Below are 24,292 nucleotides of genomic sequence, written 5' to 3'. Positions count from 1 at the left end.
GCACTTGTCGATGTCCCAATAACCAATTCCAATGATCAACCGTTACACTATTCTGATGAAAGTTACCGATCTGCTGATAGCACTGTTCGCAATAGCCATATTCTCCTGCCAAAAACAATCCTACCTCTTCACCTCCTTCCGTGAACCCGCTACCGACGGCCTGCATCTCGCTTACAGCCACGACGGCTACCATTGGAACGATCTGGGCGGTGGTTACCTCAAACCGGAGGTAGGCGGGAAGCTCATGCGCGATCCGTCGATCGCGCGCGGGAAGGATGGGACGTTTCATCTCGTGTGGACGACTAACTGGAAGGGCGACAAGGGTTTTGGTTATGCAAGTTCGAAGGACATGGTGCATTGGTCCCCGCAGCGGTTCCTTCCCGTGATGGAGCATGAGCCCGACGTGGTAAATGTGTGGGCGCCGGAGTTGTTTTATGATGAGGAAAACGATCGTTTCGTGATTATCTGGGCATCGACCATCCCTTTCAAATTCCCGAAAGGAGAGGAGGACGAGCGGAACAATCACCGGATGTATTATGTGACTACGAAGGATTTTCAGACGTTTTCCAAAGCCGCATTGTTCCTCGATCCGGGTTTCAGCGTGATCGACTGCGTGATTGCGAAGCGTAAAAAGGACGACTACGTACTGGTTTTAAAAGATAATACCCGCCCGCAGCGGAACATTAAGGTAGCGTTTGCGAAAGATGTTTTGGGGCCTTACCATGATGTTTCGGAGCCGTTCACGGGCTTTCTGACCGAAGGGCCGACTGCGGCGCACGTCGGAGAGGACTGGCTGATCTACTTCGACCAGTACCGCGACAAGACCTATGGCGCAGTCAGGACGAAGGATTTCAAAAGTTTTACCAATATCTCAAGGGAGATCACAGTGCCCGAAGGCCACAAACACGGAACGATCATTCGGGTCAGTGCCGGAATGCTGAAAAAGCTCAGGCAGCAGGCGCCGGGTATGCCCAAATGATGTAATTGCAGGCCAGAAGCAGGAATAAATTGTCGGATTACAGGGGAATTGATGTCGTTGTCCTGATTATCTGTAAATTATCGCATTCACTCAAACTTTGTGCGATGCGAGATCATGAACCGCTTATCGACGAGCTCCTGGGGCGCTTCCGACAGGAGATCGGTGCGGACCTTGAAAAGTATTCCAATCATGTTCACCGGGTCTTCGAGACTTGCGTGATGCGCGATAGCAACCCTGCTAATCGGCATAAATATGCCATTGCAGCCGTATTTCATGATATCGGCATCTGGACGGCCCACACGATCGACTACCTCCCGCCCTCCATCGTGCAAGCGGAACATTACCTGAATACCACGCAAGGCGGCGCCGGGGTTTCCGAGATCACAGCCATGATCTACTGGCATCACAAGATCGGGCATTACCATGGAGCGTTTTCTGTAACTGTCGAAACTTTCCGGAAAGCGGACTGGATCGACGTTTCGCTCGGCTTGCTCACCTTCGGCGCCAGCCGTCCAATGCTCCGCCGGCTGCGGAGGCGGTACCCTAATGCAGGTTTCCATATGTTTTTGATACGGAAAATCGGTGCTAATTTTTTGCGGCATCCGTTGAATCCGCTGCCGATGTTCAAATCGTAATTACAGGAGCTGCGTATAAGGTATGCGTTAGTTGTGTGGTTATAATTGTTTGATGATTAAATAAGATGAATGATAGTAAGAAAGCTATGAAGACTGCTTTTCGTTTCAAGACCTGGCTAAAATTCACCCGTTTTCATGAAGGCTTTTACCCGTCCGGAACTCCGTCTGGCCCATTATTTGGAAGAAGAGCAGAAACTGTGGCGGGAAATGCTTGCGGGGGATGTCACCGCATATGAACACCTCATTAACCGTACTTACGACCTGCTTTTTCACTACGGAACGAAGTTTAACAGCGACCGCGAGCTAATCAAGGACTGCATTCAGGACGTTTTTCTCGGTATTTGGGAAAAGCGGGATGCATTGAATCCCGACATCCCGCCGAAGCCGTACCTGCTCGCTTCGCTACGCCGCCGGTTGCATCGCCTCGCTTCCCGTCTGCGCATGGATTGCATGGATTACTATAATGAATCGGACATTGTTTTCGATCTCGAATTTGGTGTGGAATACGAGTTGATCGAGTCCGAGAACGACCGCCTGCTGGCCTCCCGGATGACGGAAATGCTCAACGAACTTCCCAAACGGCAGAAGGAAGCCGTTTTTCTTCGTTTTTATAATGATATGGAGCGTGAAGAAATCGCGCTCGTGATGGACATTCAACCGCAGTCCGTTTCCAATCTGCTGCAAGAAGCATTCAAGTTTATCAAATCGCATTGGAAAGCCATTGTTTCATTGTTTCTGGCTCTGCCGTTTTGATTTTGGAATACCTCATTTAAAATTTCAAAAAAAATCCAAAAAAATACAGTATCCCGCTAGCGGGACGGTCTAATGGTGTTTGAAAAGCTAAATTTTGCACATGGACCGTTACCGGGATTTCAGTTTGGGGGAGTTTGTCTGGGATAAATCGTTCCGCAACTGGGTGCTTAACCCGACGCGCGAGGACGACGAAACCTGGCAGAACTGGCTCGCCGCCAATCCAGACAAAAGCGAAATGGTGGACCGTGCGCGCCAACTGGTACTGTCCATCCGGCCGAATAATGCATCGCTCGGCAACCCCGAAAAACGGAAAGCGGTGGAGCGGATCGTTGAAAGGCTGGAAGCGAGAAACCTGGACCGCGCCGAAGACACGCATGCGCCCTGGTACGCCGGTAGTATGGTGCGTATTGCGGCTATGGTCGTGCTACTGGCAGGGTTTAGCTGGATATTCTGGCTGCGTCACGAACAGCCTGAGATTATTGGTTACGACCAGCTGGTGGCCGCCGCAAATGGGGAAATGCGCGAAACAACGAATACCACCGCGCAACCGCTGACGATCAGCCTCGAAGACGGAAGTCACGTTACGCTCGACCCAGGCAGTAAAATGAGTTACCCGCCCCATTTTAACGGTGTCCGCCGTGAAGTGTTTCTTTCCGGAAAAGCATTTTTCGACATTGCCAAAGATCCATCCAGGCCCTTTTTTGTATATGCCAATGAGTTGGTAACCAAAGTTTTGGGTACCAGTTTCACGGTCCGCTCCTTTGCCAATGAGCAGGAGGTCTCGGTCGCTGTAAAAACCGGTAAGGTGGCGGTCTTTTCAAGGGAAGATACGGACGCGACCGAGAAACAAAGTTCGCGGGAACTGACCGGTGTGGTGATCGAACCGAACCAGCAGGTCGTTTTTGTCCGTAAATCCGTCAAAATCACCAAAAGCCTGGTTCCCGAACCGGAAGTGGTCGCGGAGGCTGGTGCCGCCCCGCATTTTGAATTCGACGAAGCGCCTGTATCGGCTGTTTTCAGCGCGTTGCAGAACGCTTACGGCATCGATATCATTTATGACAGGAACGTCATGGACGAGTGCCCGATTACCGCTACGCTTACCGAAATGTCGCTTTACGAGAAGCTGGACCTGATTTGCAAGGCTGTGGGCGCCAGCTACAAGAGCATTGACGGGCGGATCGTGGTGGAGGGAAAAGGTTGCAGAAATAACTAAATAAAAAGCCGGCTCATGCGACAACATGGCCGGCTCGGATATCCTCAGTGGTTAGCAGACCGTCACATCTCACGCAAATGGGATGAGGAGGAAGATTTTGCCAAGTTTCAATTAACAAAACCGTTCAAATTTATGAAAATACCGGTACAGTTCCATCGTAAATGGTTAGTTCTTATGCGGATAAGCGTCGCACAATTGATAATGTCGGTTTGGCTGGTCGGGAATGCGTTCGCGGCGGACGTGCGCGCACAGGAACTGCTCAACAAGCGCATCAGCCTGCAAGCCCAGGACCTGGAAGTGAAGAAAGTCCTGCACCAGATCGAGAAGCAGGCCGGCGTCCGGTTTATTTTCAGCTCCAAAATGATCCAGTCGGGCCGGAAAGTGACGATCCAGCAATCGAACCAGGAGCTTTCGAAGGTATTGGAGGATTTTCTGGTGCCGCTGGGGCTTACCTATGAAGTTTCGGGTAAAAATATCGTGATACGGCCCTCGGAAACGCCGAAATGGAACTCCGGGGAGCCTGAGGCTTCGGTTAAAGGCGGTTGGCAGGCCGGTACCGAAGTGACGATCAAAGGTCGCGTAACCGATGCGGAGAAAAACGAGCCCTTGCCTGGCGTAAATATCCTTGTGAAGGGTACACAAACGGGCACGTCCACGGACGCTAATGGGAACTATACTTTGGGGGTCGAAAATGCTAATACTGTGCTCATTTACAGCTTCGTAGGCTACGAGCCGCAGGAAGTGCAGGTAGGGAGCCGGACAGAGATCAATATTAGTCTCAAAACAGACCAGAAATCGCTCGAAGAAGTGCTCGTGGTAGGTTATGGCACGGTTAAGAAAAGCGACATTACCGGCTCTGTAGCATCCGTGAAATCGCAGGAACTGACTGCTTATCCGGCATTAGGAACCGTGCAGGCTTTGCAGGGCCGCGCCGCAGGCGTGCAGATCCAGGCCAATAACGGTGAGCCGGGCTCGAATTTCAAGGTGCGTATTCGCGGAGGTACTTCCATTAATGCAAGCAGCGATCCTATTTACGTGGTCGACGGTTTTGTTGGCGGTACATTGCCGCCGCCGGAGGATATCGAATCGATTGAAATCCTGAAAGATGCGTCGGCCACAGCCATTTACGGATCGCGCGGCGCCAACGGCGTGATCATGGTGACGACCAAAAAAGGTACTTCGGGTAAGCCGCGTATCGACTTCAATACTTCGTTTTCAAGCCAGAAGGAGATCAATCGCCTCGATTTGCTCAATGCGAAGCAATTTCTCGACTATGTGCAGGAGGCCCGTCCGACCATCGTTTCGCAAGGTGCCGATACCGACTGGCAGGACGAAATCTTCCGTCGTGGCGGCATTCAGAACCACCAGTTGTCGGTAGCAGGCGGCAGCGAGGCGGTGAAATATTATGTATCGGGCGCTTATTACGATCAGAAAGGTATTATCCTCAATTCGGGTTACAAGCGGTATTCGGTGACGAGCAATATCGATATCAATGCCACCAAGAGGCTGAAACTGGGTTTGAACCTCTTCGCGCAGCGCGTGTCGCGCCAGCAGTCGCGTACACAGGAGGGCTCGGGCGGACTTACGCCGGGAGTAATGTCGGCGGCACTGAAATTCGAACCCGACCAGCCGATACGCGACGCTAATGGTCGTTTTACGGTAGGGCGCCTCAGCGATCCGATCGATAATCCCTATGCGATTGCCACACAGCTGGAAAACGAGTCGCTGGCCGATCGCATCCAGGGCAACCTTTACGCCGAATACAATATTCTCAAAGACCTGAAATTCAGGGTGACGCTGGGTGCCACGACCAACAGTGGCCGTACCGGCACGTTCACGCCGACTACATTGAATGACGGCCGGAACGTTGGAGGTGCAGCGACTGTAAATGGTTCAAAAAGTACATTGCTGTTGAATGAGAACTATTTGACCTACAACAAAAAAATCGGCAGTGCGCACGACCTGTCGGTCATGGCGGGCTATTCCTACCAGAAATCGTCCAGTGAAACCTGGGGCGGCTCGGGGCAGTCGTTCATTACGGATGCGGTTTCTTACTGGAACCTGGGCGGCTCGTCGGTGTGGCAAAGCCCGAATTCGGGGCTTACGGAATGGGTACTCGCTTCCTATTATGCACGTCTCACTTATTCATTGGCTGACAAGTATTTGTTTACGGCCAATATCCGGCAGGACGGCTCTTCGAATTTTAGTAAAAACCACAAATGGGCTACGTTCCCCTCCGGCGCATTTGCATGGAAAATGTCGAGCGAGCCTTTTATGCAGAACATTTCGGCGATCAGCCAGTGGAAATGGCGCGTGAGCTACGGACTGACGGGTAACCAGGCGATAGAGCCTTACCAAACGATGGCCCGCTTCTCGAATGTGTATGCCGTTATCAACGGATCACCAACGAACGCCGTGCGCCCGACCACCGTCGCCAACGACGACCTTACCTGGGAAACAACGCATCAGTTGGACTTCGGTGCGGATGTGAGTTTGTTCAACAACCGCATCAACCTCGTGGCCGATTACTACCGCCGCGTCACGAAAGACTTGCTTTTTAGCGTGCAGTTGCCGCAGTATTCGGGTTATACCAACCAGTTACAGAATATCGGCGAGGTTGAAAACAAAGGAATCGAGTTTACATTCAATACCCGCAACCTCGTGGGTGCTTTCAAATGGAGTACGGATATTAACTTCTCTTTAAACCGTAATAAAATCCTGAAACTGCCCGCAGGCACGGATATTCTTTACGGCTCGGCACCGGGGCACATGGTAGGGATGGGTCAAACCCAGGTATTGCGCGAAGGCTATCCGGTTGGTAGTTTCTATGGCTGGATCTACGACGGCGTGTACCAGGATGGCGATAGCTTCATTCCCGGCGGCGGCTTCGAAACGGTAGCGGGCGGCGAGAAATTCAGGGATATTAATGGTAAAAAGGACGCGAACGGCCAGCTCACAGGCGAGCCCGACGGCATGCTCAACAGCGACGACCGCACGATCATCGGTAACCCGCACCCGAAATTCACCTGGGGAATGAGCAACGATTTCAGTTACAAGGGTTTTGACCTGAATGTTTTTTTCCAGGCTTCGAAAGGCAACGATATGCTGAGCTATACTTTGATGGAATTGAACCTGCTCTCGGCCATCAACAATGCGACCACCGAAGCATTGAACCGCTGGACACCGACCAATACCAATACCGACGTGCCGAAAGCGGCGGTCGGCCGCACGCGCCGGGTATCGACGCGGTGGGTGAAGGATGGCAGTTTTGTGAGGATGAAAAACCTGGCTATCGGTTATAATTTTCCCAAACCCGTGCTCGAAAAGCTGCATATCAGCAAGCTGCGCATTTACGCCAGCGCCCAGAACATCCTGACATTCACCAAGTACAAAGGCTACGACCCGGAAGTGAACTACTCGTCGGACGGGAACACCGACAGCAACCGTAACCTCGGCCTCGACTACGGCAGCTATCCGAACGCGAAATCGTACACCATCGGCCTGAACCTGGGTTTTTAAAGCATTAAACGGACATCAAAAATGAAGCATTTATTCAATAGATCGATAATCCTGACCGCGGCGCTTTCCATGCTGCTCGGCTGTGCGGACCTGGACGAGAAGCCCGTGGGCCTGCTCGCGCCCGAGGCATTGTTCAGGACTTCCAAAGATGTGGAAACAGCCATTATGGGCGCTTACGGCTGGATGGCTACCGAACGCCTTTACGGCCGCCAGTTTGTGTCGGCGCTCATGCTGCGGAGCGACATGGAGGACATTGGCGACCGCGGTACGCCGGCCGAACGCCAGCAGGTGAACGACTTCAATATGGATGATAACAACAACATGGTCAACCAGTTCTGGCCGGTTTGGTACCAGGTTATCAGCTCGACCAATGCGTCCATTTTCGGCGCGCAAGCGCTCAATCTGCCCGAAGCCACCGGTAACCCGCTGATCGCCGAGGCCCGTTTCATCCGCGCGTTCGCCTATTTCCACCTCGTACAGGTATTCGGCGACATTCCCTACATCGATTATTTTATCAGTAACCCGGAGTCCGTCAAATCCATTTCCAAAACGCCTGCGGCAACGGTTTATACCAATATCATCGCCGACCTGGAATTTGCCAAGCAATGGCTGCCCGACAAACAGCCGTCGGAAGTGCGGAGCCGCGCTACCAAGGGCACGGCCGCTTCCTACCTGGCCTCGGTGCACCTCACGATGGGCCAGTTCCAGAAGGCTTATACCGAAGCAAAATGGGTGATCGACAACAAAGACAAGTTCGGGTACGCGCTTGAAGCGGATTTTCAAACCCTGTTCAAAGCGCCCCAGGCCCCGAATATGAAGGAGCATATTTTCGATATCGACTTTTTGGGTATGAAAACCGGCGAGGGCGGTGCGAACGACGACATTATGGCGCCCATGACAGGCGTACGCGGAGGCGACGCGCCACGTAGCGGATGGAGCGTGATCGTACCTTCGATGAAAGTGTACAACACCTGGGATAACCGCGATTACCGCAAGGAAGTCAGTTTCGACGACTCGCTGCTGATCGGCGGCAAGCTCGTTCCATACACCGAATTTACGAACACCAAACGCCCGCATATTGCCAAATACGCCCGTTTTGCAGGTAATTCCAATTCAGAAGGCCGCGATTCCGACCATAACTACGCCGCGATGCGCTACGCCGAGATCCTGCTCATCGCCGCCGAAGCATCGGTGGAAGTGAACGGTCCTAATGCGGAGGCGCTGGGCTATATCAATCAGATCCGGGCCCGCGCCAGAAACTGGGCCGGCAAGCAAACGACTTTCCCCGAGGACGTAAAGGCAGGTCTTGCAAAAGAGGCAATGATCGACCTGATCCTCGACGAACGCCGCCTCGAACTCGCATTCGAGTACAAGCGCTGGTACGATATCAAGCGCCGCAACCTGGGTGAAAAGGTTTTCAAAGGCACCAACTCACTGGAACCGCACGATAGTTTCAATGCGACCCGCGATTACCTGATGCCCCTCCCGCGCGTGGAGTTGCAGGTGAACCCGAATTTGATGCCGCAGAATCCGGGGTATTAATTTTGAATGATCCGCCGTGGAACGGGTGGAATGACCTGATAAAATCGCGTAGCGTGTAATATTGGTAGCAATAGGGCGGATCAAAAAAAGCGAATAAATCCCGGCAGGGATGTAACGACAATGCCGCGGCAATGCGCCTGCGATGCATTGTTGTTACATGCCCAAGGGCATTTCGGTAGACATTTATGTTTTCGGTTGCTACCGATGTTACATGCCTGACGGCATTGTCCTGTTGTTGGTCTGTTCGAAAACTTTTCGGATTTCGTCGCTTTCTTGCATTGTTAAAAAAAATGTCCGGGCTGTCACCTGATCTGTAACTACATTATCTGCGAGTAGTAATCTTGTTTGAATCAGTCGCGGTTGCAGCCAGCCCCTTTCTCCGCCTTTCAGTTCAGTAGGAACAAGCGGTTCGCTGAAATCGTAGGCGGTCTGTTTGAACCGGAATACCAAAACCGGAGTGCCTTCTTCCCACCTTGAATGGCATTCGACGTTTCCTGAAAGCAGGTCGTCGGGAAAGTGCGTGTTTTTGAGGATAATGTCGAGCGTATCCGCGCCTGGGAGTACACGTATGTAGGGGGAGCGTTCGGGGATTGGCATCGTTTTCAAAATTTCTTTGCATCATGAACAAAACCCGCTCTGGAATGATTCAGGGCGGGTTTTTTGTGCGATGTGACCGTGTTTTAATAATTGTGACGTTTTTGTGACGCCGTTTTTTAGTCTTTCGGTGACATAAGATGCTTATTTGCCTGAAACCTAAATCACAAAAACCTATCAGATTATGGATCCATTTTTGGGTGAAATCAGGGCATTGGGCGGACCTGTGCTTCCCGCGAATTGGGCTTACTGCGACGGTTCTCTTCTTTTGATCGAGGAGAATGACGCGTTGTTCCAGCTAATCGGTACAAGCTATGGTGGCGATGGTATTACCAATTTCGCATTGCCGGATCTCCGGTCGCGGATACCCATGGGCCAAAGTCTCCGTAATCTCCCCGGCCATCAGGGAGGCTCGGAACTAGCAGATTTGAGTGTGGAGAACTTGCCTGCGCACAGGCACTTACCTGCGTGTAGTACCGATGACAAGCCTGATACAAAAGACGCGACGAATGCCTTCTGGTCCGGCGCAGCCGAAGGTGGATTGAGGTACGCGCCAGCCCCGGGGAGCGTCGGCATGAATGCTGAAAGTATACAACAGGAAGGTGGTGGTGAACCGCACGAAAACCGGATGCCGGTTCTTGCCGTCAACTATATCATCGCGCTCAGCGGCTTATACCCAAGTCCAGCATAACTAACCATTCATCATTCGATATTTTATGCAGCCTTATATTTCAGAAATCAGGAGTTTCGCTTTTTCATACGCGCCACGGGATTGGGCGCTCTGCGATGGAAGAGCAATTGTAGTGAACGATTCCACAAGGACGCTTTACTCGCTGATCGGAACTACTTTCGGAGGTGATGGCACCTATTTCAGGCTGCCTGATCTCCGCGACAGGGTGACTATCGGTAACGGTCCGGGTTACCCGGCATTTGCCCGTGGAGGCGAAGAGACCCATCAACTTACGCACCAGCAAATGCCTAAGCACCGCCACCGCGGCATGGCGAGCGTCAACGGGGCGGACAGCGCGGACCCGAAAGGCCATTTCTGGCCGTCCGATGCCGGATATATGCTCCGCAGCAACAACGACATGAGCGAGCTGGCTACCGAACTGGTGGGGGGCGGCATTGCCCATAACAACATGTCGCCATACCTGGCGATAACCTATGCCATTTGTCTCGTGGGATTGTATCCCGGACTAAATTATCGGGTTACGGATGATTTTATAGGTACTATCAGGCCCTTTCCCAGGAACTTCGATGCGGGCTGGTGGCTTCCGTGCGATGGGACTGTTTTGCCGGTGGAGAGTTACCGGGCTTTGTATTCTGTGATCGGGCACACCTTCGGCGGCCCGGACGACAAACATTTTGCATTACCCGATTTGCGGGGTCGGGCGACTGTCAATTCGGGTAAACCCGAGGGGCTTTCTCCGTACCTCATTGGAGATAAGGCTGGTGAAGCTTTGGTAAAACTCACCACCAAAGAGTTGCCCCGGCATAGTCATGCCGCCCTGGCCAGCACACGGGGCACAACAAGGCAGCCAGATGGCCAGGTATGGGCTAATGAAGACGGCCGTCCGCCTGTCAACTGTTTTGCCAGCCAGAAAGGCCAAGGCGCGATAATGAACCCGTTGGCTATTGGCGAATCGGGCGGGGACGAGCCGCACAATAATATGATGCCTTACCAAACAATGGAATACAGGATCTCCGCTGGCGGGGAAATGCCCTTGAAGAGCTGAACCGCAATTTCTGCCGCTTTGATGACAATACCTTTTATACTAAACACCACATTCAATAGCAAGCATTATGTATGAAGATCAATTTATAGGTGAAATCAGGCTGTTTGGCGGCACTTATGTGCCGCCAGGGGACTGGGCGTTTTGTGATGGTTCGCTTCTGCGATGCGAGGATTATGTCCCGTTATTTCATTTGATAGGCACCCGCTACGGTGGCGACGGTGTTACGAATTTTGCATTGCCGGATCTACGGTCGCGTGTTCCGCTGGGACAAAGCCAGCGCAATCCGGTAGGGCATAAAGGAGGCTCCGAGTTTGTGGAGTTACCATTGGACGGCCTGCCAGCGCACAGGCACATCCCGGCTTGCAGCACTGCGGACAAAACCAATACTCAAGGCGCGGGCAATGCATTTTGGTCGGCTGCTGCAGAGGGGGGCCGCCGGTATGCTCCGAACGACGTTATCATTTCTCAAATGGGGATAGATAGTATTCGGGCCGAAGGGGAAGGTCAGCCGCATGAGAATCGCATACCGGTCCTTGCTGTTAGCTACTTCATCTGTACTATGGCTGTGTTTCCTGATTTAGAGAAATAATATTCAACCCTTAACCGATATTTTATGGCCAGCCTTATTTCCGAAATCAAAATGTTTGCTTTTCCCGATACCATGCGGAAATGGATTCCATGTGATGGCAGAACACTGAATGCAAGCAAGTATCCTGGTTTATTTCAAATGATTGGTGTGACATTCGGTGGTGATGCCAACAATTTTAAAGTGCCTGACCTGCGTGACCGGGTGCTGATCGGCAATGGCCCGGCACGTCCCGAATTTGCCAGTGGCGGTGAAGAGAAGCACGGACTTACGCTGGATGAAATGCCCGGGCACCGCCATCAGGCCGTTGCGAGTACGAATGTTGCAAATAGTCCCACACCAGCAGGTCACTATTGGCCTGCCAACGCCGGATATGTCACGCAAAGCAACGACTCCATGGGCGATCAGGCGGTTCAAAGTGTGGGCTTTGGTATTCCACACGATAATATGTCGCCATACCTGGCAGTCAACTATGCCATTTGCGCGGAGGGTGTACTGAGGGGCGCTGAAGCATATATAGGAGACATCAAGGCCTTTGCGAGCAATAAGGGCATAGATCCGGGAGATTGGTTTCCCTGCGACGGGCGCCTGTTAGATATCAATCAATACGCCCTGTTGTATAATGTAATCGGCACGATTTACGGCGGCGATGGCACCACGCATTTCGCGATACCTGATTTGCGCGGACGAGCGCCTGTCTGTTGGGTCGGCAACCGGGAGCCTGCTCAAGGTCTTCATAGTTATAAGCCCGGTGAAACGGCGGGAGAAGAAAATGTAAAACTGACCACTGCACAGATGCCCAGACATTACCATCCGGCTCAGGCCAGTCTCAGAGGCAATTCGCTGCGTCCGGATAAAAATGTCTGGGCTAATGAAGACGGCCGGCCGGCTGTTAACGGTTTTGCGAGTGAATTGGGGACGGGTGTGAATATGAACCCCGCCGCCCTCGGAGAATCAGGCAAGGGGAAGCCGCATAATAACATGATGCCATTCCAGGCAATCGGATACTGGATCTGTTCCCACGGCCTCTATCCCACAAGGACCTAAACGTGACACCGGGCTATATCTGTTCCCTCCGGACAGGAGCAGCCCCGGTGCTTTCGATGGCTTTAAATACAAAAAATGTATGCTATGACTAAAATATCTACCGGCTTTTTCACAAGTAAGCTTCTGGCGTTTTCAATGCTGTTCGCCAGCCTGATGACGGATGCTTTTGCGAATACTTTTAATGTAACCCAGACCTCCGATGGCAGCGCTCCCTCGCAGCTTCGCGGGGCTATACTGGCCGCCAACGCACTTGGCGGTGGGCCGCACACGATCAATGTGCCCGCCGGAACGTACAACCTTACACTCGGGACGATTGAGTTTGGTACGCAGGCGGTCAACATCTCGATCGTAGGCGCAGGGGCCGGTCTGACGGTGATCAACATGACGAACACGCTGCGGGACCGCATATTCCTTATCAATCCGCCTGGGACGGTGCCGGACGTTACGGTTTCGATAGCAGGGATCAAATTTACGAACGGAAAGGATTCAGACGATAACTACGGAGGCGGCGCCATCCTTTGCGGAGGGCCCAATAACGTTATTTCCATTACCAACTCGGCATTCGAGGGCAACGTAGCCCAAGCCACGGGCGGCGGCGCGGTGGCGGTGGGCGGAGGCGGGACGTTTACGGTAGATAACTGCACATTTACGAACAACCAGGCTGCTTCATTGGTTGACAATAGCAGCGGCGGGGCGATCCAGATCGCCTATCTTAACGGAAGCATTCAGGTAACGGGGAGCGCAACGATCACCAATTCCACATTTACGGGCAACTCGGTCACATCGACGCTTTTTACTTCGGGTGGCGCTATTGGCCTGAGGATCATTCAGTCCGCTTCAAGTCCTTCTTTTTACACCAAAATTGAAAAGAACAAATTCGTCAACAACAACACCGGGGCGGTTGCGAGCAGTGAAGGCGGCGCTATTTCCGTCATCAGCGACTTTGCGGTCGATATCAATTACAATGCCTTCTCAGGGAACACGCTGGGCGGCACGGTGAAGGAGGCCCTATCGATACGAAAATCGGTAGACGGCGCTATTAATGCCACCAACAACTGGTGGGGATGCAATACCGATCCGCAGGCTGCCGGTACGTGCAGCGAGGGCGCGAGGGTCATCGGTGAGTTAGGCACGGGTACACTCACGACCGTTCCCTTCCTGGTATTGAAACCGACTGTAAGCAATGCTGCGCTTTGTTTCCCGTCGACGAGCCAGGCTACCGTGACTGCGAGCTTCCTGAATAATTCTGCGGGCACGGCCATGTCATTAAGCAATCTCAGCCAGGTGATCGGCTTGCCTGTGAGTTTCAGCGCTGAGAACGGGAATATTTCGGGCGCGCAAAGCGCCATACAAGCCGACGGCAAGGCCACTGCAACCTACACCGCAACCGGTTTTGGGCCGGGAAGCGTCAATGTGATGGCGGGGTATCTGACAAACTCCGATCCGACGGCGCGTGCTGTCCTCGCAACAGGTGTGAGTCCAACGATCGGCACACATCCGGGCAAGGTCACAACGTGTGCCGGTGCTTCTTCGGCTGTGTTTTCGGTTACGGGTGACAATCCCGCCACATTGGCGTATCAATGGTACCTGGGGAACACGCCATTGGCAAATGACGGTAAATATAGTGGCGTCAACACGGCCATGCTGACGGTCCACAACATCGGTGCCGGTGATAGCGGCGGTCAATTCAAGGTCAAAATCAGCAACAGTTGTGGCGACGCTTTCTCGAACAGCGCGCTGTTGACTGTCGTTGCAAACCGTTTGTACGTCGCGGAAGGGGCGTCCGGAGGAGGTTCGGGTTGGGAAGATGCCCTGGGCGACCTGAGTACCGCGCTGAATGTGGCCTACGGGTGCACGGGTATCACCGAAATATGGGTGAGAGCAGGTACCTACAAGCCTTCCGGATTTCCCTATAATGCAAGTCTGACGGGCTCGCGGAACAATGCTTTTTACTTAATCGACAACGTTGCCATCTACGGAGGTTTCAAAGGGGACGAGATAACGCTCGGTCAGCGGGATGCGGGTGCGAACCAGACGATCCTTTCCGGCGATATCGGTGCACCTTCCAATGCCTCGGATAACACCTATCATACCGTTGTTTCGGTACTCAATAACACTACGGCCCGGCTCGACGGCTTCATCGTCCGGGGTGGTAACTCGGACGGGGCAGGTATTGAGCAAAATATCCTGGGCTCAAATGTGATTGCTTTCGGAGGAGGGGGGCTTGTGTTGTATACCGCATCGCCGGTAGTTGCGAACTGCGTTTTTACAGGAAATGCCGGTTTCGACGGAGCGGGCATTTATGTTTTCGGAGTATCGGCTAACCCGTTGATCACCAATTGTATCATTGCCGGTAATTCTGCTGCGAACGGCGGTGGAGGTATTTTCAATGGCTATAATAGCGGTGCTACCATTCAGAACTGTACCATTGCGGGGAATTCGGGCGCTATCCAGGGCGCGGGAATGCATAATTACCTGCTGGCGCACCCGACTGTTTCCAACACGCTGATCTGGGGAAATAGTGGCCCGGCACCGGCCGGCATTTACGACAACTCGGCCACACCCAATGTATTGTTTTCTCTTGTGCAGGACGGTCATGCCGGAACTTCTATTCTGACCCAGGACCCATTTTTTGCAAACCAGCCGACTCCCGCCGGTGCCGACGGGAAATGGATGACAGCCGACGACGGACTAAAACCGCTTCCCTGCAGCCCGGCCATCAATAAGGGAGTGAATGTTTTTGTGACCGCCCCGTCGGATATTCTCCGGCAGGTGAGAATTTTTGATACAATGGTCGATATCGGTGCTTTCGAGCTTCAATCTTACCGTGACGGGACGAGTTTGTCGCAGGACGGCGATGTGGCGACAAACAATGTCATTGGTGGTACAACCTCTGGTTTTATAGCCACCGGATGCCGTGTTTTGGCACAGGTAACGCCTATGGGCGCGGCGCCCGTCATCGGGAGCGTGCAGGCGAAGACGTTCGTGGAGGGAGGTATCATTAATGGAGCGGTGAATTTTGTACAAAGACATTACGAAATCCTCCCGGCGGCTAATGCGGAAAATGCGACCGCCCGGATCAAACTCTTTTTTCTTCAATCCGAATTCGATGCATTCAATGTCGCCGCAGGTGCCGCAAAACTTCCGGCATCTCCTTCGGATGGCACGGGTAAGACCCATCTGCTTGTGGTTCAATATCACGGCACATCGGCCACAGGGCAGCCTGGCTCGTACAGCGGCGATACAACCACTATTGATCCCGATGATACCGATATCGTCTGGAACGGCGACCTCAACCGGTGGGAAATCAGTTTTAATGTGACCGGTTTCAGCGGGTTCTTTGTCAGCAATGCCGATCCGCTGCCTTTGAAACTCGTCAGTTTTACAGCCAAAGCGGTTGAAAAAAACACATTACTCGAATGGCTCACAGCCGAGGAGGTTAATACCAGCCATTTTGAAATACACCGCAGCGCCGACGCACGGCATTGGGAGGTGTTGCCCGAACAACCTGCGGCTTTGGGTAGCGGGGGGCATCGTTACTCGGCGCGCGACGCCGAGCCTCTGGCCGGATTGAATTATTACCGCTTGAAAATGATAGATATAGACGGATCATTTGCATATAGTCAGATTGTCACGGCAGAGCACCGTCATACATTTCAAATGCAGGTATTCCCTAACCCGGCAACGACATTGCTGCAATTGGAATTGACGGCGGGAGGTACGGTTTCGGGGAACGTCGAGCTGCTCGATACGAAAGGTGTAGCGGTGATGCGTAACGAACTGAAAAACGGGAAAGTGACATTCTCCGTAGACCATTTGCCCAAAGGCATTTACCTCCTGCGCGTACGAACGGGCGCGGTGGTACAGACGCGGAAAGTGGCGATCGAATAAGTCAGATTTGCATCACGACTTCTTCCAGGCTCTGGTCGTCGGGCACATCGATTTTTTTCAGCAACCGGTATTTGGTCGTACGCACGGCATGGCTGCTGATGCCTAATGTGACCGACATTTCCTGGTAGCCCAGGCCCAGTTTGGCGAGGGCAATAAACCGGATTTCCGCCTGTGTGAGATCGGGGAATTTCTCGCGGAGGCGATGGAGATAGTCGCCATGCGCCTTGCCGAAGAGCTTTTTAAAATAATCCCAATCCTCCTGCGTGAGGATGGTACTTTGACGCAATTGCATCAGGGCCTCGGCATCGGGGCTCTGTTTGCTTTCCAATGCTTCGATCTGCTTGGTTTTTTCGGAAATATTGCGGGCAAACTCGTTCAATTGCAAGGTCGCGTTTTCCAGTTCCTGTTCCTTTTGCCCGATTTTGAGCTCCTTTAAAAGCTGGGCCTGCTTGTGCCGTTTGCGTTGGGTTCGATAAACGTAGACGGCCACGGCGGCCACAAGCAGCACGAGGATTAATGAGAGATTGCGCTCAGTTATTTTCAGTTTCTGGTCGGATTCTGCCTTTTCCATCTTGCCCCTGAGCTCCTGTAATTCCATTTTCTGATGTGCCCGCAGCATCAGTTTTTCATTGTATTTGCGGTTCATGCTGTCTTTGGCGAACATAGCGGAGTCCAGATATGCCTCCGCCAGTTTCGGGTTGCCCCGCGCGGCAGATAACTTTACCAGAACGGTGTACACGTCCTGGAAATGCCTGTATCGTTCGGGATGCGTAACATCCAGATAATGCCTTGCCGTATGGATAAGCTGCCCGGCCTTGTCGAAAGCATTGTTTTTTAAATATATATCCGACTGAGAGATCAGCGACTGGGCAGCCAAACCATAATCTTTTTGTAGAATGGCTTCATCGATATTGGCTTGCAGCAAAGGCATCGCTTCGGCATAATTTCCCCGCAAATAAGCATTTTCGCCAAGTCCGCCCTTCGCAATGGCCGCCCAAACCTTGTAGTTCCCCGGAGATTCTTTGCGAAGTACCCTTCGGAAATAATGATCGGACGAATCAAGATTGCCGAGCTTACGGTAAATCACGGCAGTCGAAACGAGCGACGAGTTGTGTCCCGCGTACATGTCCGGGTTGAATTTTAAAGTCAGGATTTGCTGAAACAGGGATAATGCCTTTTTGTAATCCGAAAAATTGTAGTAGGCGTGGGCGATGTTGCTCAGCGCATAGCTTTTGTCGGGAAATTCGTCTGTACCTATTTCATTCAGAATGCTTTCCATCTGAATGAAGGTTTCAAATGCCAATTCGTAATTTCTGCCATCGGACCAATAATAATCCCCCAGCACTTTAAGTGACCGCGCGATGAGTTGTTTGTAGTGCTGGTCGGTCGCTTTTACGACGAGTTCATGGAGCATCGAGGCGATGCGGGAAGTCTGGTTTTTGTACCGTATGGTTAGGTAATAGGCTTTCAACAGGTCCGATTCCAGTTCGAGTTCGTTGTCCTGGTGCGTTTTTGCCCAACTTTTCAAGGAGGCGATCTCACGGAATACCGATGTAGAATCAAAGTTGTCGATCAGCCGGAGGTAGATTTTACCTAAATCCTTATAGCGCTGCGGATAGTTTTTGTGTAGTAAATGGTCCCATTGTGCCGGCGCGCTGCCAGCGTTCGACGCGAAGAGTAGGGTAACAAGAAAAGCAACGAAGGAGCGGTTCATGGGTCAGCGCGGTCATACCGCGGATTATCAATAACAGAGACTAAGGGTTTGGGGAGGCCAATTTAATGCCAACGATCGGTGATCAGGCGGCAATTGCAAACCGAATTACTTTGCGGTTTTTGAGGTAACCAGCTGGAAAGTTGACCCGGAATCTGTAAAAGAACACTTTTTAATGATTTGTTTGAATAAAATGAATAATTACTACAAAAAATGGAGCCGCATTCTTTGTAGATTTAGGAAACTCTAAGCATGAAAAGTGTTGTAAGCCTTGGTTTGCTGGTACTGCTGCTTTCCCACACGCTGGGATTGTCGCTGGCGAAGTTATGCCTGGGGAACACGCTCAGGCACACCAGTGAAGCAATGCAGAAAAGTGAGATGCCCCGGGCAGGCGCTTCCGCATGGCATACGTTTGCAGAACTGTCGGAACGGATGTTGGAAACCGATTTGGCGAAAACACCGCCCACGCCTTTGGGAACAGTCCTCAAAATGATGAACGACTTTGCGAAATGCTATCTGCCTGTCTGCCGCATGACCAGGGAATGGGTAAAAGAGGACGAATTGCTGACTACGATAGCCTGTTTCGCCGAAGCGTTCTACATGCCTGGTAAAGGGATATTGAACCGGACCACACCACCCCCGGAAATGATTGGATGACTTTCCCAAGTACGCGAATGCCGGAGTAAACTTCGGATAGTATTTCGCGTGCCGTTCATTCTCAATCATTTATAATTCCCAAAGAACATGCCACTTATACCTACCGAACCAATAGGGAGCATTCCGCGGCCCGCTTATTTGCAGCAGGCGATGCATGCATATACCCAAGCTGAAATTTCTTCCGATGACCTCGCCCGGCTGTTTTCGCAGGCCACCCGGGAAACCATCATATCACTCGAAGGTACCGGCTCGCCCGTGATCTCCGACGGCGAGCAGAGCAAACCCAGTTTTGCCACATACCCGATTCACGGCGCATTGAACCTCGACGGCGGCGGCGTGGTGATCCCGTTCGAGGATGGACATACGCGCCAATTGCCGGTATTGACGTCCGGGCCGTTCCGTTACCGCAATTTCGCCGTGGATTATCTCCGGGAAGCGCGCAAGCATACCGCATTGCCCGTAAAACAAGCCGTTATTTCGGCGTCGGCGATGAGTTTGCTGTATCCGGCGGCTGGTATCGACGGTTACCCGCAAAGCCAGTTTATCGCCGACCTCCTCGACCAGGCGGAGGCCGATATACGCAAATGCCTGAACGATCACGCGTACAACGTCCAGATCGACTTCACCGAAGCCCGGCTGGCCCTGAAACTCGACCCCAGCCGGGGGCTTTTGCAGCAATTCATTTCGCTCAACAACCAGGTACTCGATCGTTTCACGGCCGAAGAGCGCAGCCGCATCGGCATTCACACCTGCCCCGGTGGCGATCATGACTCCACCCACAGTGCCGATGTGCCGTATCCTGACCTGTTGCCCCTGTTTTTCCAATTGAATGCAGGTAATTTTTATTTGGAATATGCAGGAGAAAAAGACAAGGTATCCGTCCTGCAATCGATCAGGGAGAACATCCGGCCCGGGCAACGCGTCTTTCTCGGCGTAACAGACGTCCTGAACCCAAGAATCGAATCGCCACAGGAAATCCGCGACCTGCTCGTGCAAGCCGCCGAATACATCCCGCTCAACCAGCTCGGCTCGACCGACGACTGCGGCTTCTCGCCATTCGCCGACGACGTTTCAACCGCCCGCGAAATCGCATTCGAAAAAATCCGAGCCCGCGTGGAAGGCACGAAGCTGGCCAGTGCTGTGCTTTAATTTTGAATGATCCGCCGTGGAAAGGGGAATGATCCGCCGTTTCAAGGCAGTACATTCCCCGTTCCACGGCGGATCATTCACTCATTCACTCATTCACTCATTCACTCATTCACTCATTCACTCATTCACTCATTCAATCATTCAATCATTCAATCATTAAAACTCCCAATGCCACATATAGAATTTGAAAAAGGTTTCCCGGGCATACTTGGCCCGATGCGGTTCAGCCCTCACACCGCCGCGCCCATGAATGCATTGGCCAATGCGCTGATGTGTTCCGACGAAGGCCTGACCCGCGGAGAACGCGAGTTGATAGGCACGTACGTTTCTTCGCAGAACGACTGCTTTTTCTGCCAGACGATCCACGGCGCCATTGCCAGCGCCTACCTGGAAGATGAAGACTGGTCGTTTGTGAAAAGTGTGAAAGAAAACTTCACGGAAACAGAACTGTCCGACCGGATGAAAGCGCTGCTGTCGATCGCCGGCAGCGTAGCGCGGGGCGGCAAGCACGTCACGCCCGAGCAAATCGCCCGCGCCCGCGAACACGGCGCCGACGACCGCCAGATCCACGATACCGTCCTCATCGCCGCCGCGTTCTGCATGTTCAACCGGTACGTAGATGGTCTCGCAACGACTGCGCCGACCGACCCGGATGTGTACCGGGCCAGGGCGGTGAATGTGATTGCGAACGGGTATTCGGCGGTTAAGGGGTATGAATAGTCGCTAAGTTGCGTACGGAACGTGACTCAATGTGACGTTTCGTATGCTTTGATTTTCGTACCTTTACCCCATGTCCTCATTCCTCGAACTTAAATCATTCTACAAACACATCAATCGCGCGCCGGAAAGCGGGGAGAGCGGGGTGGGGCATTTCAATATTTTTAAGGTCGAGGACCTGATTATTTCGCGGGACAAGCCTGTGACGTACAGCAGACGGAATTTTTTCAAAGTGAGCCTGGTGAATGGGCATAGCAAGATCCATTATGCCGATCAATGCATCGAGGTGACAGGTTCGGCACTGGTTTTTACGAATCCGATGATTCCTTACCATTGGGAAAGATGCGATGAGCAGCAGAGCGGGTATGTTTGTATTTTTACCGAGGCGTTTTTCAGCCGGTTCGGGGGGATCAGGGATTATCCGGTTTTCCAATCGGCGGGGGCGGCGGTGATTAACCTGGCGGCGGAGGATGTCGGGTTTTGTAAGGGGCTGTTTGAGAAGATGTTGGATGAGTTGGACGGAGATTATACATTTAAATACGATTTCCTGCGGACGATGCTCCTGGAACTCGTGCATAACGCACAGAAACTCGTACCTGCCGCCGGTCAGCCGCAAACCGGATCCAATGCGGCTGAACGCATTACCGGATTCTTCGCGGAGTTGCTGGAAAGGCAGTTTCCGATCGAGCTCAGCAACCAGGTGATCCAGTTGAATTCCCCTTCGGCATTTGCGAAGCAACTCAATATTCATGTAAATCACCTCAATAAGGCCTTAAAGGAAGTCACCGGGCAAACTACTTCACAGCTTATCAGCGAGCGCATTGCACAGGAGGCCAGAATCCTCCTGAAAAGTACCAACTGGACGATCAACGAGATCGCCTGGGGGCTTGGTTTCGAGGAGCCCAACCATTTTTCCAGCTTTTTCAGGAACGCCGCCGGAATGACACCCCGCCAGTTCAGGCAAGCTGATATGGATTGATTTTTGTAGTTTTTAACTTCGAATCGGTATAGGCCAGGGCGCCGTTTTCCGGAATTTTGTCCCATTAACATTTTAGCTTATGTGGACAAAAAAGAATATCGGCGATCAGACCGGCAAGACGGTGATCGTTACCGGAGCAAATACCGGCATTGGTTATGAAACAGCATTGGCACTTTTCGAAGCGGGCGCACACGTGGTGCTCGCGTGCAGGAGCGAGCGTAATGCGCAGGACGCGGAAGCACGCCTGCGTACACAGGGTGGCAAAGGCACACTCGAAACTGCCATCCTGAATCTCGCTAATCTCAGCGCGGTAAGCGAATTTGCCCATGCATTTATCCAAAAACACGACAAACTCGACATCCTGATCAACAATGCTGGCGTGATGACGCCGCCAGCTTCCAAAACCGACGATGGCTACGAGCTGCAATTCGGGGTGAATTTCCTGGGGCATTACGCATTGACGGGCCATTTGTACCCGCTTCTGAACTCGACGCCCGGCGCGGCGACGCCCGGCGCGGCGACGCCCGGCGTGGCGACGCCCGGTTCGCGGATCGTGACGGTGAGCAGCATGGCCTATTTGCGGGGCGCGATCGATTTTGATAACCTGCGATCGGAGCATTCGTACGACGCATTCCGCGAGTATGCACAAAGTAAGCTGGCCGATGTCCTGTTTTCGGTGGAGCTGCAACGCCGTATCGAAGCGGCCGGCGATCAGGTAATTTCGGTCGCCGCGCAGCCCGGAGCTAACAAGACGGACCTTTCCCGCTTTATGAGCGAAGCCGAATACAATGCGGCGATCGACCGTATCGGCGAACTGATGGACCCGTGGCAGGGCGCTTTGCCGTCGCTGTACGCAGCCGTAGCCGAGGATGTGCAAGGCGGCGACTTTTACAGTCCCGACGAGCCGGGCGGCTACCGGGGGTACCCGGCCAAACTGGCAATAGAGCCGCACGGGTTGGATGAAGCTGTGGCAAGCCGGTTGTGGGAATGGGCAGAGAAGGTGACCAGGGTTGCTTATCCGCGGGCCGATTCATGAATGTTATGAAAATAGCGGGTTTTTGTACATTTTGGCTGACCATTAATTCAAAAACCCAGCCATTTCAAATATTTTATGAAAACACATTTTCCCGCAATGCTGCTCGCCGTATCGATGGTAACAGCCTGTGGCCGCCCCGAAACGGCACAAACTCCCGCAAAAGCATCCAACGAGCTCGAAGGCACCTGGAAACTCCTGAACGGCACCTTGATCGAGAAAGGCGATACCACCGTGACGGACTACACGCAGAAAGTTTCCTTTATTAAAGTCATCAACGGCAGTCATTTCGCTTTTTTACAGCATGATCTGACCAAAGGCAAGGATTCCACGGCAAGCTTTTCTGCCGGTGGCGGTGGCTACATATTGAAAGACAGCGCTTATACCGAAAAGCTGGAATATTGCACGGCCCGCGATTGGGAGGGAAATGAGTTCCATTTCACGATCTCCATCCGGAACGACACGCTCGTTCAGCGCGGCGTGGAGAAGGTGGAAGCGGCAGGCGTGGAGCGGTTGAATATCGAAAAGTATGTGCGGGTGAAGTGATATTTCAGCATTCAAATAAAAAGCCGGAAGCATTAATGCCTCCGGCTTTTGCATTTTTTAACAACTCCCTATTTCGCGGGCTCTTTGGTAGCCGTGATCGGGAACTCGCCGTCCTGCGAAACGATCGTTCCGGTGAGTTTGTCGCCATCCTTTGTCATGGTAACGGTGAGGATGCCGCCCTGGAAATCCAGTTTGAAAGTTACTTTACCCTGGTCGATGGTCAGCTCCTTCATTTCCATGCGCTCCTGTTGGCCGAGGTAACCCGAGGTTTTGTCGTCCTTCTGCTCGAATGTCATGAAGCCGGTTTCATACTCGGGCGGCACGTTGGAAACGGTGTATTTCCAGGTTCCGACAAGGTCGTTGGCTATGTTGATGTTTTTGGCGGTTACCGCGAAGATCGTAACGGCCAGGATCATGGTAAGTAAGTACTTTACTTTCATTGTGTTACTGGTTTTTGCTTGAAAGATTGATTATGGATAGTATTAGACCCACAATTTAGAAAAAAGCACAAAGGTTGTGATCCCGGCAATGTTATATTTTCGGTAACTAAATTACCATCGGTGTTAACGGCTGATTAACGGCAATGCGTTAGTTGTCCGCCGCGAATTTGTTTTTGCCTACCTGTTGCATCCGCATTTCCCCTACTTTTGAGACATGAAGATCTTCGTTGCATATCTTTTGGCGTTTTACGTGCTCGCGCTCTCCTGCATTCCATGCCAGGACGAGGCTGTGCCGTTGCCGAATAGCAGCGTTAAGGCTTACGTTGCCGCAGGAGCCGCCGTGGCCAATGCGGAAGAAGCCCATCAGGAAATGATCGACCTTTGCTCGCCCTTCTGCATATGCGCATGCTGCGCGAGCGTGACCATCAATCCGGCCATTGCGGCCCTGCCCGAAAACGCTGTTTCACAGCTGATACCACCGGCAGATTTCTCCTATCTTCAAATTCTCTACACCGGCGATAGGGCCGGGATCTGGCAACCGCCTCAGGAAAGGGTATAATTTCCC

General features: G+C 52.6%; 21 protein-coding genes. 18 read left to right on the top strand and 3 right to left on the bottom strand.

Annotated elements, in window-relative coordinates; translation table 11 throughout:
* Nucleotides 1-31 precede the first annotated feature (31 nt).
* The 6 genes from BMW93_RS28425 to BMW93_RS28400 all read left to right on the top strand — a co-directional run bounded on the left by BMW93_RS28425 (nt 32) and on the right by BMW93_RS28400 (nt 8,641).
* Complete coding sequence (locus tag BMW93_RS28425; protein WP_229240911.1) at nt 32-979, top strand: glycoside hydrolase family 43 protein; 948 nt, start codon at nt 32-34, stop codon at nt 977-979.
* A 104-nt stretch (nt 980-1,083) separates the two neighbouring features.
* Nucleotides 1,084-1,614 carry a hypothetical protein gene (locus tag BMW93_RS28420; protein WP_090384518.1) on the top strand — a complete coding sequence of 177 codons (531 nt, stop codon included), beginning with the start codon at nt 1,084-1,086 and terminating at the stop codon, nt 1,612-1,614.
* 135 nt (nt 1,615-1,749) lie between these two features.
* Entirely contained in the window at nt 1,750-2,367 is a 618-nt protein-coding gene (locus BMW93_RS28415; protein WP_090384515.1) for an RNA polymerase sigma factor, read from the top strand.
* Between the two features lie 100 nt (nt 2,368-2,467).
* On the top strand, nt 2,468-3,580 hold the full coding sequence (locus BMW93_RS28410; protein ID WP_090384512.1) for a FecR family protein: 1,113 nt from the start codon (nt 2,468-2,470) through the stop codon (nt 3,578-3,580).
* Nucleotides 3,581-3,781: 201 nt separating this feature from the next.
* On the top strand, nt 3,782-7,099 hold the full coding sequence (locus BMW93_RS28405) for a TonB-dependent receptor (RefSeq protein ID WP_409013124.1): 3,318 nt from the start codon (nt 3,782-3,784) through the stop codon (nt 7,097-7,099).
* Nucleotides 7,100-7,120: 21 nt separating this feature from the next.
* The gene (locus BMW93_RS28400; protein ID WP_090384508.1) at nt 7,121-8,641 is read left to right on the top strand and encodes a RagB/SusD family nutrient uptake outer membrane protein; all 1,521 of its coding nucleotides are present in this window, start codon (nt 7,121-7,123) and stop codon (nt 8,639-8,641) included.
* Nucleotides 8,642-8,848: 207 nt separating this feature from the next.
* Here BMW93_RS28400 and BMW93_RS28395 read toward each other — a convergent pair whose 3' ends face one another.
* The gene (locus tag BMW93_RS28395; RefSeq protein WP_090384505.1) at nt 8,849-9,238 is read right to left on the bottom strand and encodes a hypothetical protein; all 390 of its coding nucleotides are present in this window, start codon (nt 9,236-9,238) and stop codon (nt 8,849-8,851) included.
* A 181-nt stretch (nt 9,239-9,419) separates the two neighbouring features.
* Here BMW93_RS28395 and BMW93_RS28390 point away from each other — a divergent pair, with 181 nt between their 5' ends.
* The 5 genes from BMW93_RS28390 (at nt 9,420) to BMW93_RS28370 (ending at nt 16,495) form a co-directional block, all read left to right on the top strand.
* Nucleotides 9,420-9,926, top strand: a complete 507-nt coding sequence (locus BMW93_RS28390; protein ID WP_218147746.1) for a phage tail protein — start codon at nt 9,420-9,422, stop codon at nt 9,924-9,926.
* 25 nt (nt 9,927-9,951) lie between these two features.
* A complete protein-coding gene (locus BMW93_RS28385; RefSeq protein WP_090384501.1) occupies nt 9,952-10,971 on the top strand; it encodes a phage tail protein in 1,020 nt (339 codons plus the stop codon).
* A gap of 67 nt (nt 10,972-11,038) precedes the next feature.
* Nucleotides 11,039-11,560: a phage tail protein gene (locus BMW93_RS28380; RefSeq protein ID WP_090384498.1), complete on the top strand. Its 522-nt coding sequence runs from the start codon at nt 11,039-11,041 to the stop codon at nt 11,558-11,560.
* A 24-nt stretch (nt 11,561-11,584) separates the two neighbouring features.
* Nucleotides 11,585-12,604: a phage tail protein gene (locus tag BMW93_RS28375; RefSeq protein WP_090384496.1), complete on the top strand. Its 1,020-nt coding sequence runs from the start codon at nt 11,585-11,587 to the stop codon at nt 12,602-12,604.
* A gap of 84 nt (nt 12,605-12,688) precedes the next feature.
* Entirely contained in the window at nt 12,689-16,495 is a 3,807-nt protein-coding gene (locus BMW93_RS28370) for a right-handed parallel beta-helix repeat-containing protein (protein WP_177194229.1), read from the top strand.
* A 1-nt stretch (nt 16,496) separates the two neighbouring features.
* Here the strand turns inward: BMW93_RS28370 and BMW93_RS28365 are convergent, their stop codons facing one another.
* Nucleotides 16,497-18,209 (bottom strand): tetratricopeptide repeat protein, encoded by a 1,713-nt coding sequence (locus tag BMW93_RS28365; protein WP_090384490.1) that lies wholly within the window; start codon nt 18,207-18,209, stop codon nt 16,497-16,499.
* Between the two features lie 249 nt (nt 18,210-18,458).
* Here BMW93_RS28365 and BMW93_RS28360 point away from each other — a divergent pair, with 249 nt between their 5' ends.
* The 6 genes from BMW93_RS28360 to BMW93_RS28335 all read left to right on the top strand — a co-directional run bounded on the left by BMW93_RS28360 (nt 18,459) and on the right by BMW93_RS28335 (nt 23,287).
* Complete coding sequence (locus BMW93_RS28360) at nt 18,459-18,863, top strand: hypothetical protein (protein WP_090384486.1); 405 nt, start codon at nt 18,459-18,461, stop codon at nt 18,861-18,863.
* An 87-nt stretch (nt 18,864-18,950) separates the two neighbouring features.
* Nucleotides 18,951-20,012 carry a cobalamin-independent methionine synthase II family protein gene (locus tag BMW93_RS28355; RefSeq protein WP_090384483.1) on the top strand — a complete coding sequence of 354 codons (1,062 nt, stop codon included), beginning with the start codon at nt 18,951-18,953 and terminating at the stop codon, nt 20,010-20,012.
* A gap of 168 nt (nt 20,013-20,180) precedes the next feature.
* Nucleotides 20,181-20,732, top strand: coding sequence for a carboxymuconolactone decarboxylase family protein (locus tag BMW93_RS28350; protein ID WP_090384480.1), 552 nt, complete (start codon nt 20,181-20,183; stop codon nt 20,730-20,732).
* 70 nt (nt 20,733-20,802) lie between these two features.
* On the top strand, nt 20,803-21,708 hold the full coding sequence (locus tag BMW93_RS28345) for an AraC family transcriptional regulator (protein WP_090384477.1): 906 nt from the start codon (nt 20,803-20,805) through the stop codon (nt 21,706-21,708).
* A gap of 79 nt (nt 21,709-21,787) precedes the next feature.
* Nucleotides 21,788-22,744 (top strand): oxidoreductase, encoded by a 957-nt coding sequence (locus tag BMW93_RS28340; RefSeq protein WP_090384474.1) that lies wholly within the window; start codon nt 21,788-21,790, stop codon nt 22,742-22,744.
* 75 nt (nt 22,745-22,819) lie between these two features.
* Nucleotides 22,820-23,287 (top strand): hypothetical protein, encoded by a 468-nt coding sequence (locus tag BMW93_RS28335; RefSeq protein ID WP_090384471.1) that lies wholly within the window; start codon nt 22,820-22,822, stop codon nt 23,285-23,287.
* Nucleotides 23,288-23,355: 68 nt separating this feature from the next.
* Here the strand turns inward: BMW93_RS28335 and BMW93_RS28330 are convergent, their stop codons facing one another.
* Nucleotides 23,356-23,727, bottom strand: a complete 372-nt coding sequence (locus tag BMW93_RS28330; protein WP_090384468.1) for a hypothetical protein — start codon at nt 23,725-23,727, stop codon at nt 23,356-23,358.
* 214 nt (nt 23,728-23,941) lie between these two features.
* Between BMW93_RS28330 and BMW93_RS28325 the strand changes: the two genes are divergently transcribed.
* Nucleotides 23,942-24,286 (top strand): DUF6660 family protein, encoded by a 345-nt coding sequence (locus BMW93_RS28325; RefSeq protein ID WP_090384465.1) that lies wholly within the window; start codon nt 23,942-23,944, stop codon nt 24,284-24,286.
* The last annotated feature ends 6 nt before the right edge of the window (nt 24,287-24,292 follow it).

Origin of the sequence: Dyadobacter sp. SG02 (assembly GCF_900109045.1) — a bacterium.
GTDB lineage: Bacteria > Bacteroidota > Bacteroidia > Cytophagales > Spirosomataceae > Dyadobacter.
This window is presented reverse-complemented; position numbering and strand designations above follow the sequence as displayed.

What these genes read in the sequence shown, in the direction of transcription:
- BMW93_RS28425 (WP_229240911.1), top strand. Translation starts at nt 32, where the DNA reads ATGATCAACCGTTACACTATTCTGATGAAAGTTACCGATCTGCTGATA.
- BMW93_RS28420 (WP_090384518.1), top strand. Translation starts at nt 1,084, where the DNA reads ATGCGAGATCATGAACCGCTTATCGACGAGCTCCTGGGGCGCTTCCGA.
- BMW93_RS28415 (WP_090384515.1), top strand. Translation starts at nt 1,750, where the DNA reads ATGAAGGCTTTTACCCGTCCGGAACTCCGTCTGGCCCATTATTTGGAA.
- BMW93_RS28410 (WP_090384512.1), top strand. Translation starts at nt 2,468, where the DNA reads ATGGACCGTTACCGGGATTTCAGTTTGGGGGAGTTTGTCTGGGATAAA.
- BMW93_RS28405 (WP_409013124.1), top strand. Translation starts at nt 3,782, where the DNA reads ATGTCGGTTTGGCTGGTCGGGAATGCGTTCGCGGCGGACGTGCGCGCA.
- BMW93_RS28400 (WP_090384508.1), top strand. Translation starts at nt 7,121, where the DNA reads ATGAAGCATTTATTCAATAGATCGATAATCCTGACCGCGGCGCTTTCC.
- BMW93_RS28395 (WP_090384505.1), bottom strand. Translation starts at nt 9,238, where the DNA reads ATGCCAATCCCCGAACGCTCCCCCTACATACGTGTACTCCCAGGCGCG.
- BMW93_RS28390 (WP_218147746.1), top strand. Translation starts at nt 9,420, where the DNA reads ATGGATCCATTTTTGGGTGAAATCAGGGCATTGGGCGGACCTGTGCTT.
- BMW93_RS28385 (WP_090384501.1), top strand. Translation starts at nt 9,952, where the DNA reads ATGCAGCCTTATATTTCAGAAATCAGGAGTTTCGCTTTTTCATACGCG.
- BMW93_RS28380 (WP_090384498.1), top strand. Translation starts at nt 11,039, where the DNA reads ATGTATGAAGATCAATTTATAGGTGAAATCAGGCTGTTTGGCGGCACT.
- BMW93_RS28375 (WP_090384496.1), top strand. Translation starts at nt 11,585, where the DNA reads ATGGCCAGCCTTATTTCCGAAATCAAAATGTTTGCTTTTCCCGATACC.
- BMW93_RS28370 (WP_177194229.1), top strand. Translation starts at nt 12,689, where the DNA reads ATGACTAAAATATCTACCGGCTTTTTCACAAGTAAGCTTCTGGCGTTT.
- BMW93_RS28365 (WP_090384490.1), bottom strand. Translation starts at nt 18,209, where the DNA reads ATGAACCGCTCCTTCGTTGCTTTTCTTGTTACCCTACTCTTCGCGTCG.
- BMW93_RS28360 (WP_090384486.1), top strand. Translation starts at nt 18,459, where the DNA reads ATGAAAAGTGTTGTAAGCCTTGGTTTGCTGGTACTGCTGCTTTCCCAC.
- BMW93_RS28355 (WP_090384483.1), top strand. Translation starts at nt 18,951, where the DNA reads ATGCCACTTATACCTACCGAACCAATAGGGAGCATTCCGCGGCCCGCT.
- BMW93_RS28350 (WP_090384480.1), top strand. Translation starts at nt 20,181, where the DNA reads ATGCCACATATAGAATTTGAAAAAGGTTTCCCGGGCATACTTGGCCCG.
- BMW93_RS28345 (WP_090384477.1), top strand. Translation starts at nt 20,803, where the DNA reads ATGTCCTCATTCCTCGAACTTAAATCATTCTACAAACACATCAATCGC.
- BMW93_RS28340 (WP_090384474.1), top strand. Translation starts at nt 21,788, where the DNA reads ATGTGGACAAAAAAGAATATCGGCGATCAGACCGGCAAGACGGTGATC.
- BMW93_RS28335 (WP_090384471.1), top strand. Translation starts at nt 22,820, where the DNA reads ATGAAAACACATTTTCCCGCAATGCTGCTCGCCGTATCGATGGTAACA.
- BMW93_RS28330 (WP_090384468.1), bottom strand. Translation starts at nt 23,727, where the DNA reads ATGAAAGTAAAGTACTTACTTACCATGATCCTGGCCGTTACGATCTTC.
- BMW93_RS28325 (WP_090384465.1), top strand. Translation starts at nt 23,942, where the DNA reads ATGAAGATCTTCGTTGCATATCTTTTGGCGTTTTACGTGCTCGCGCTC.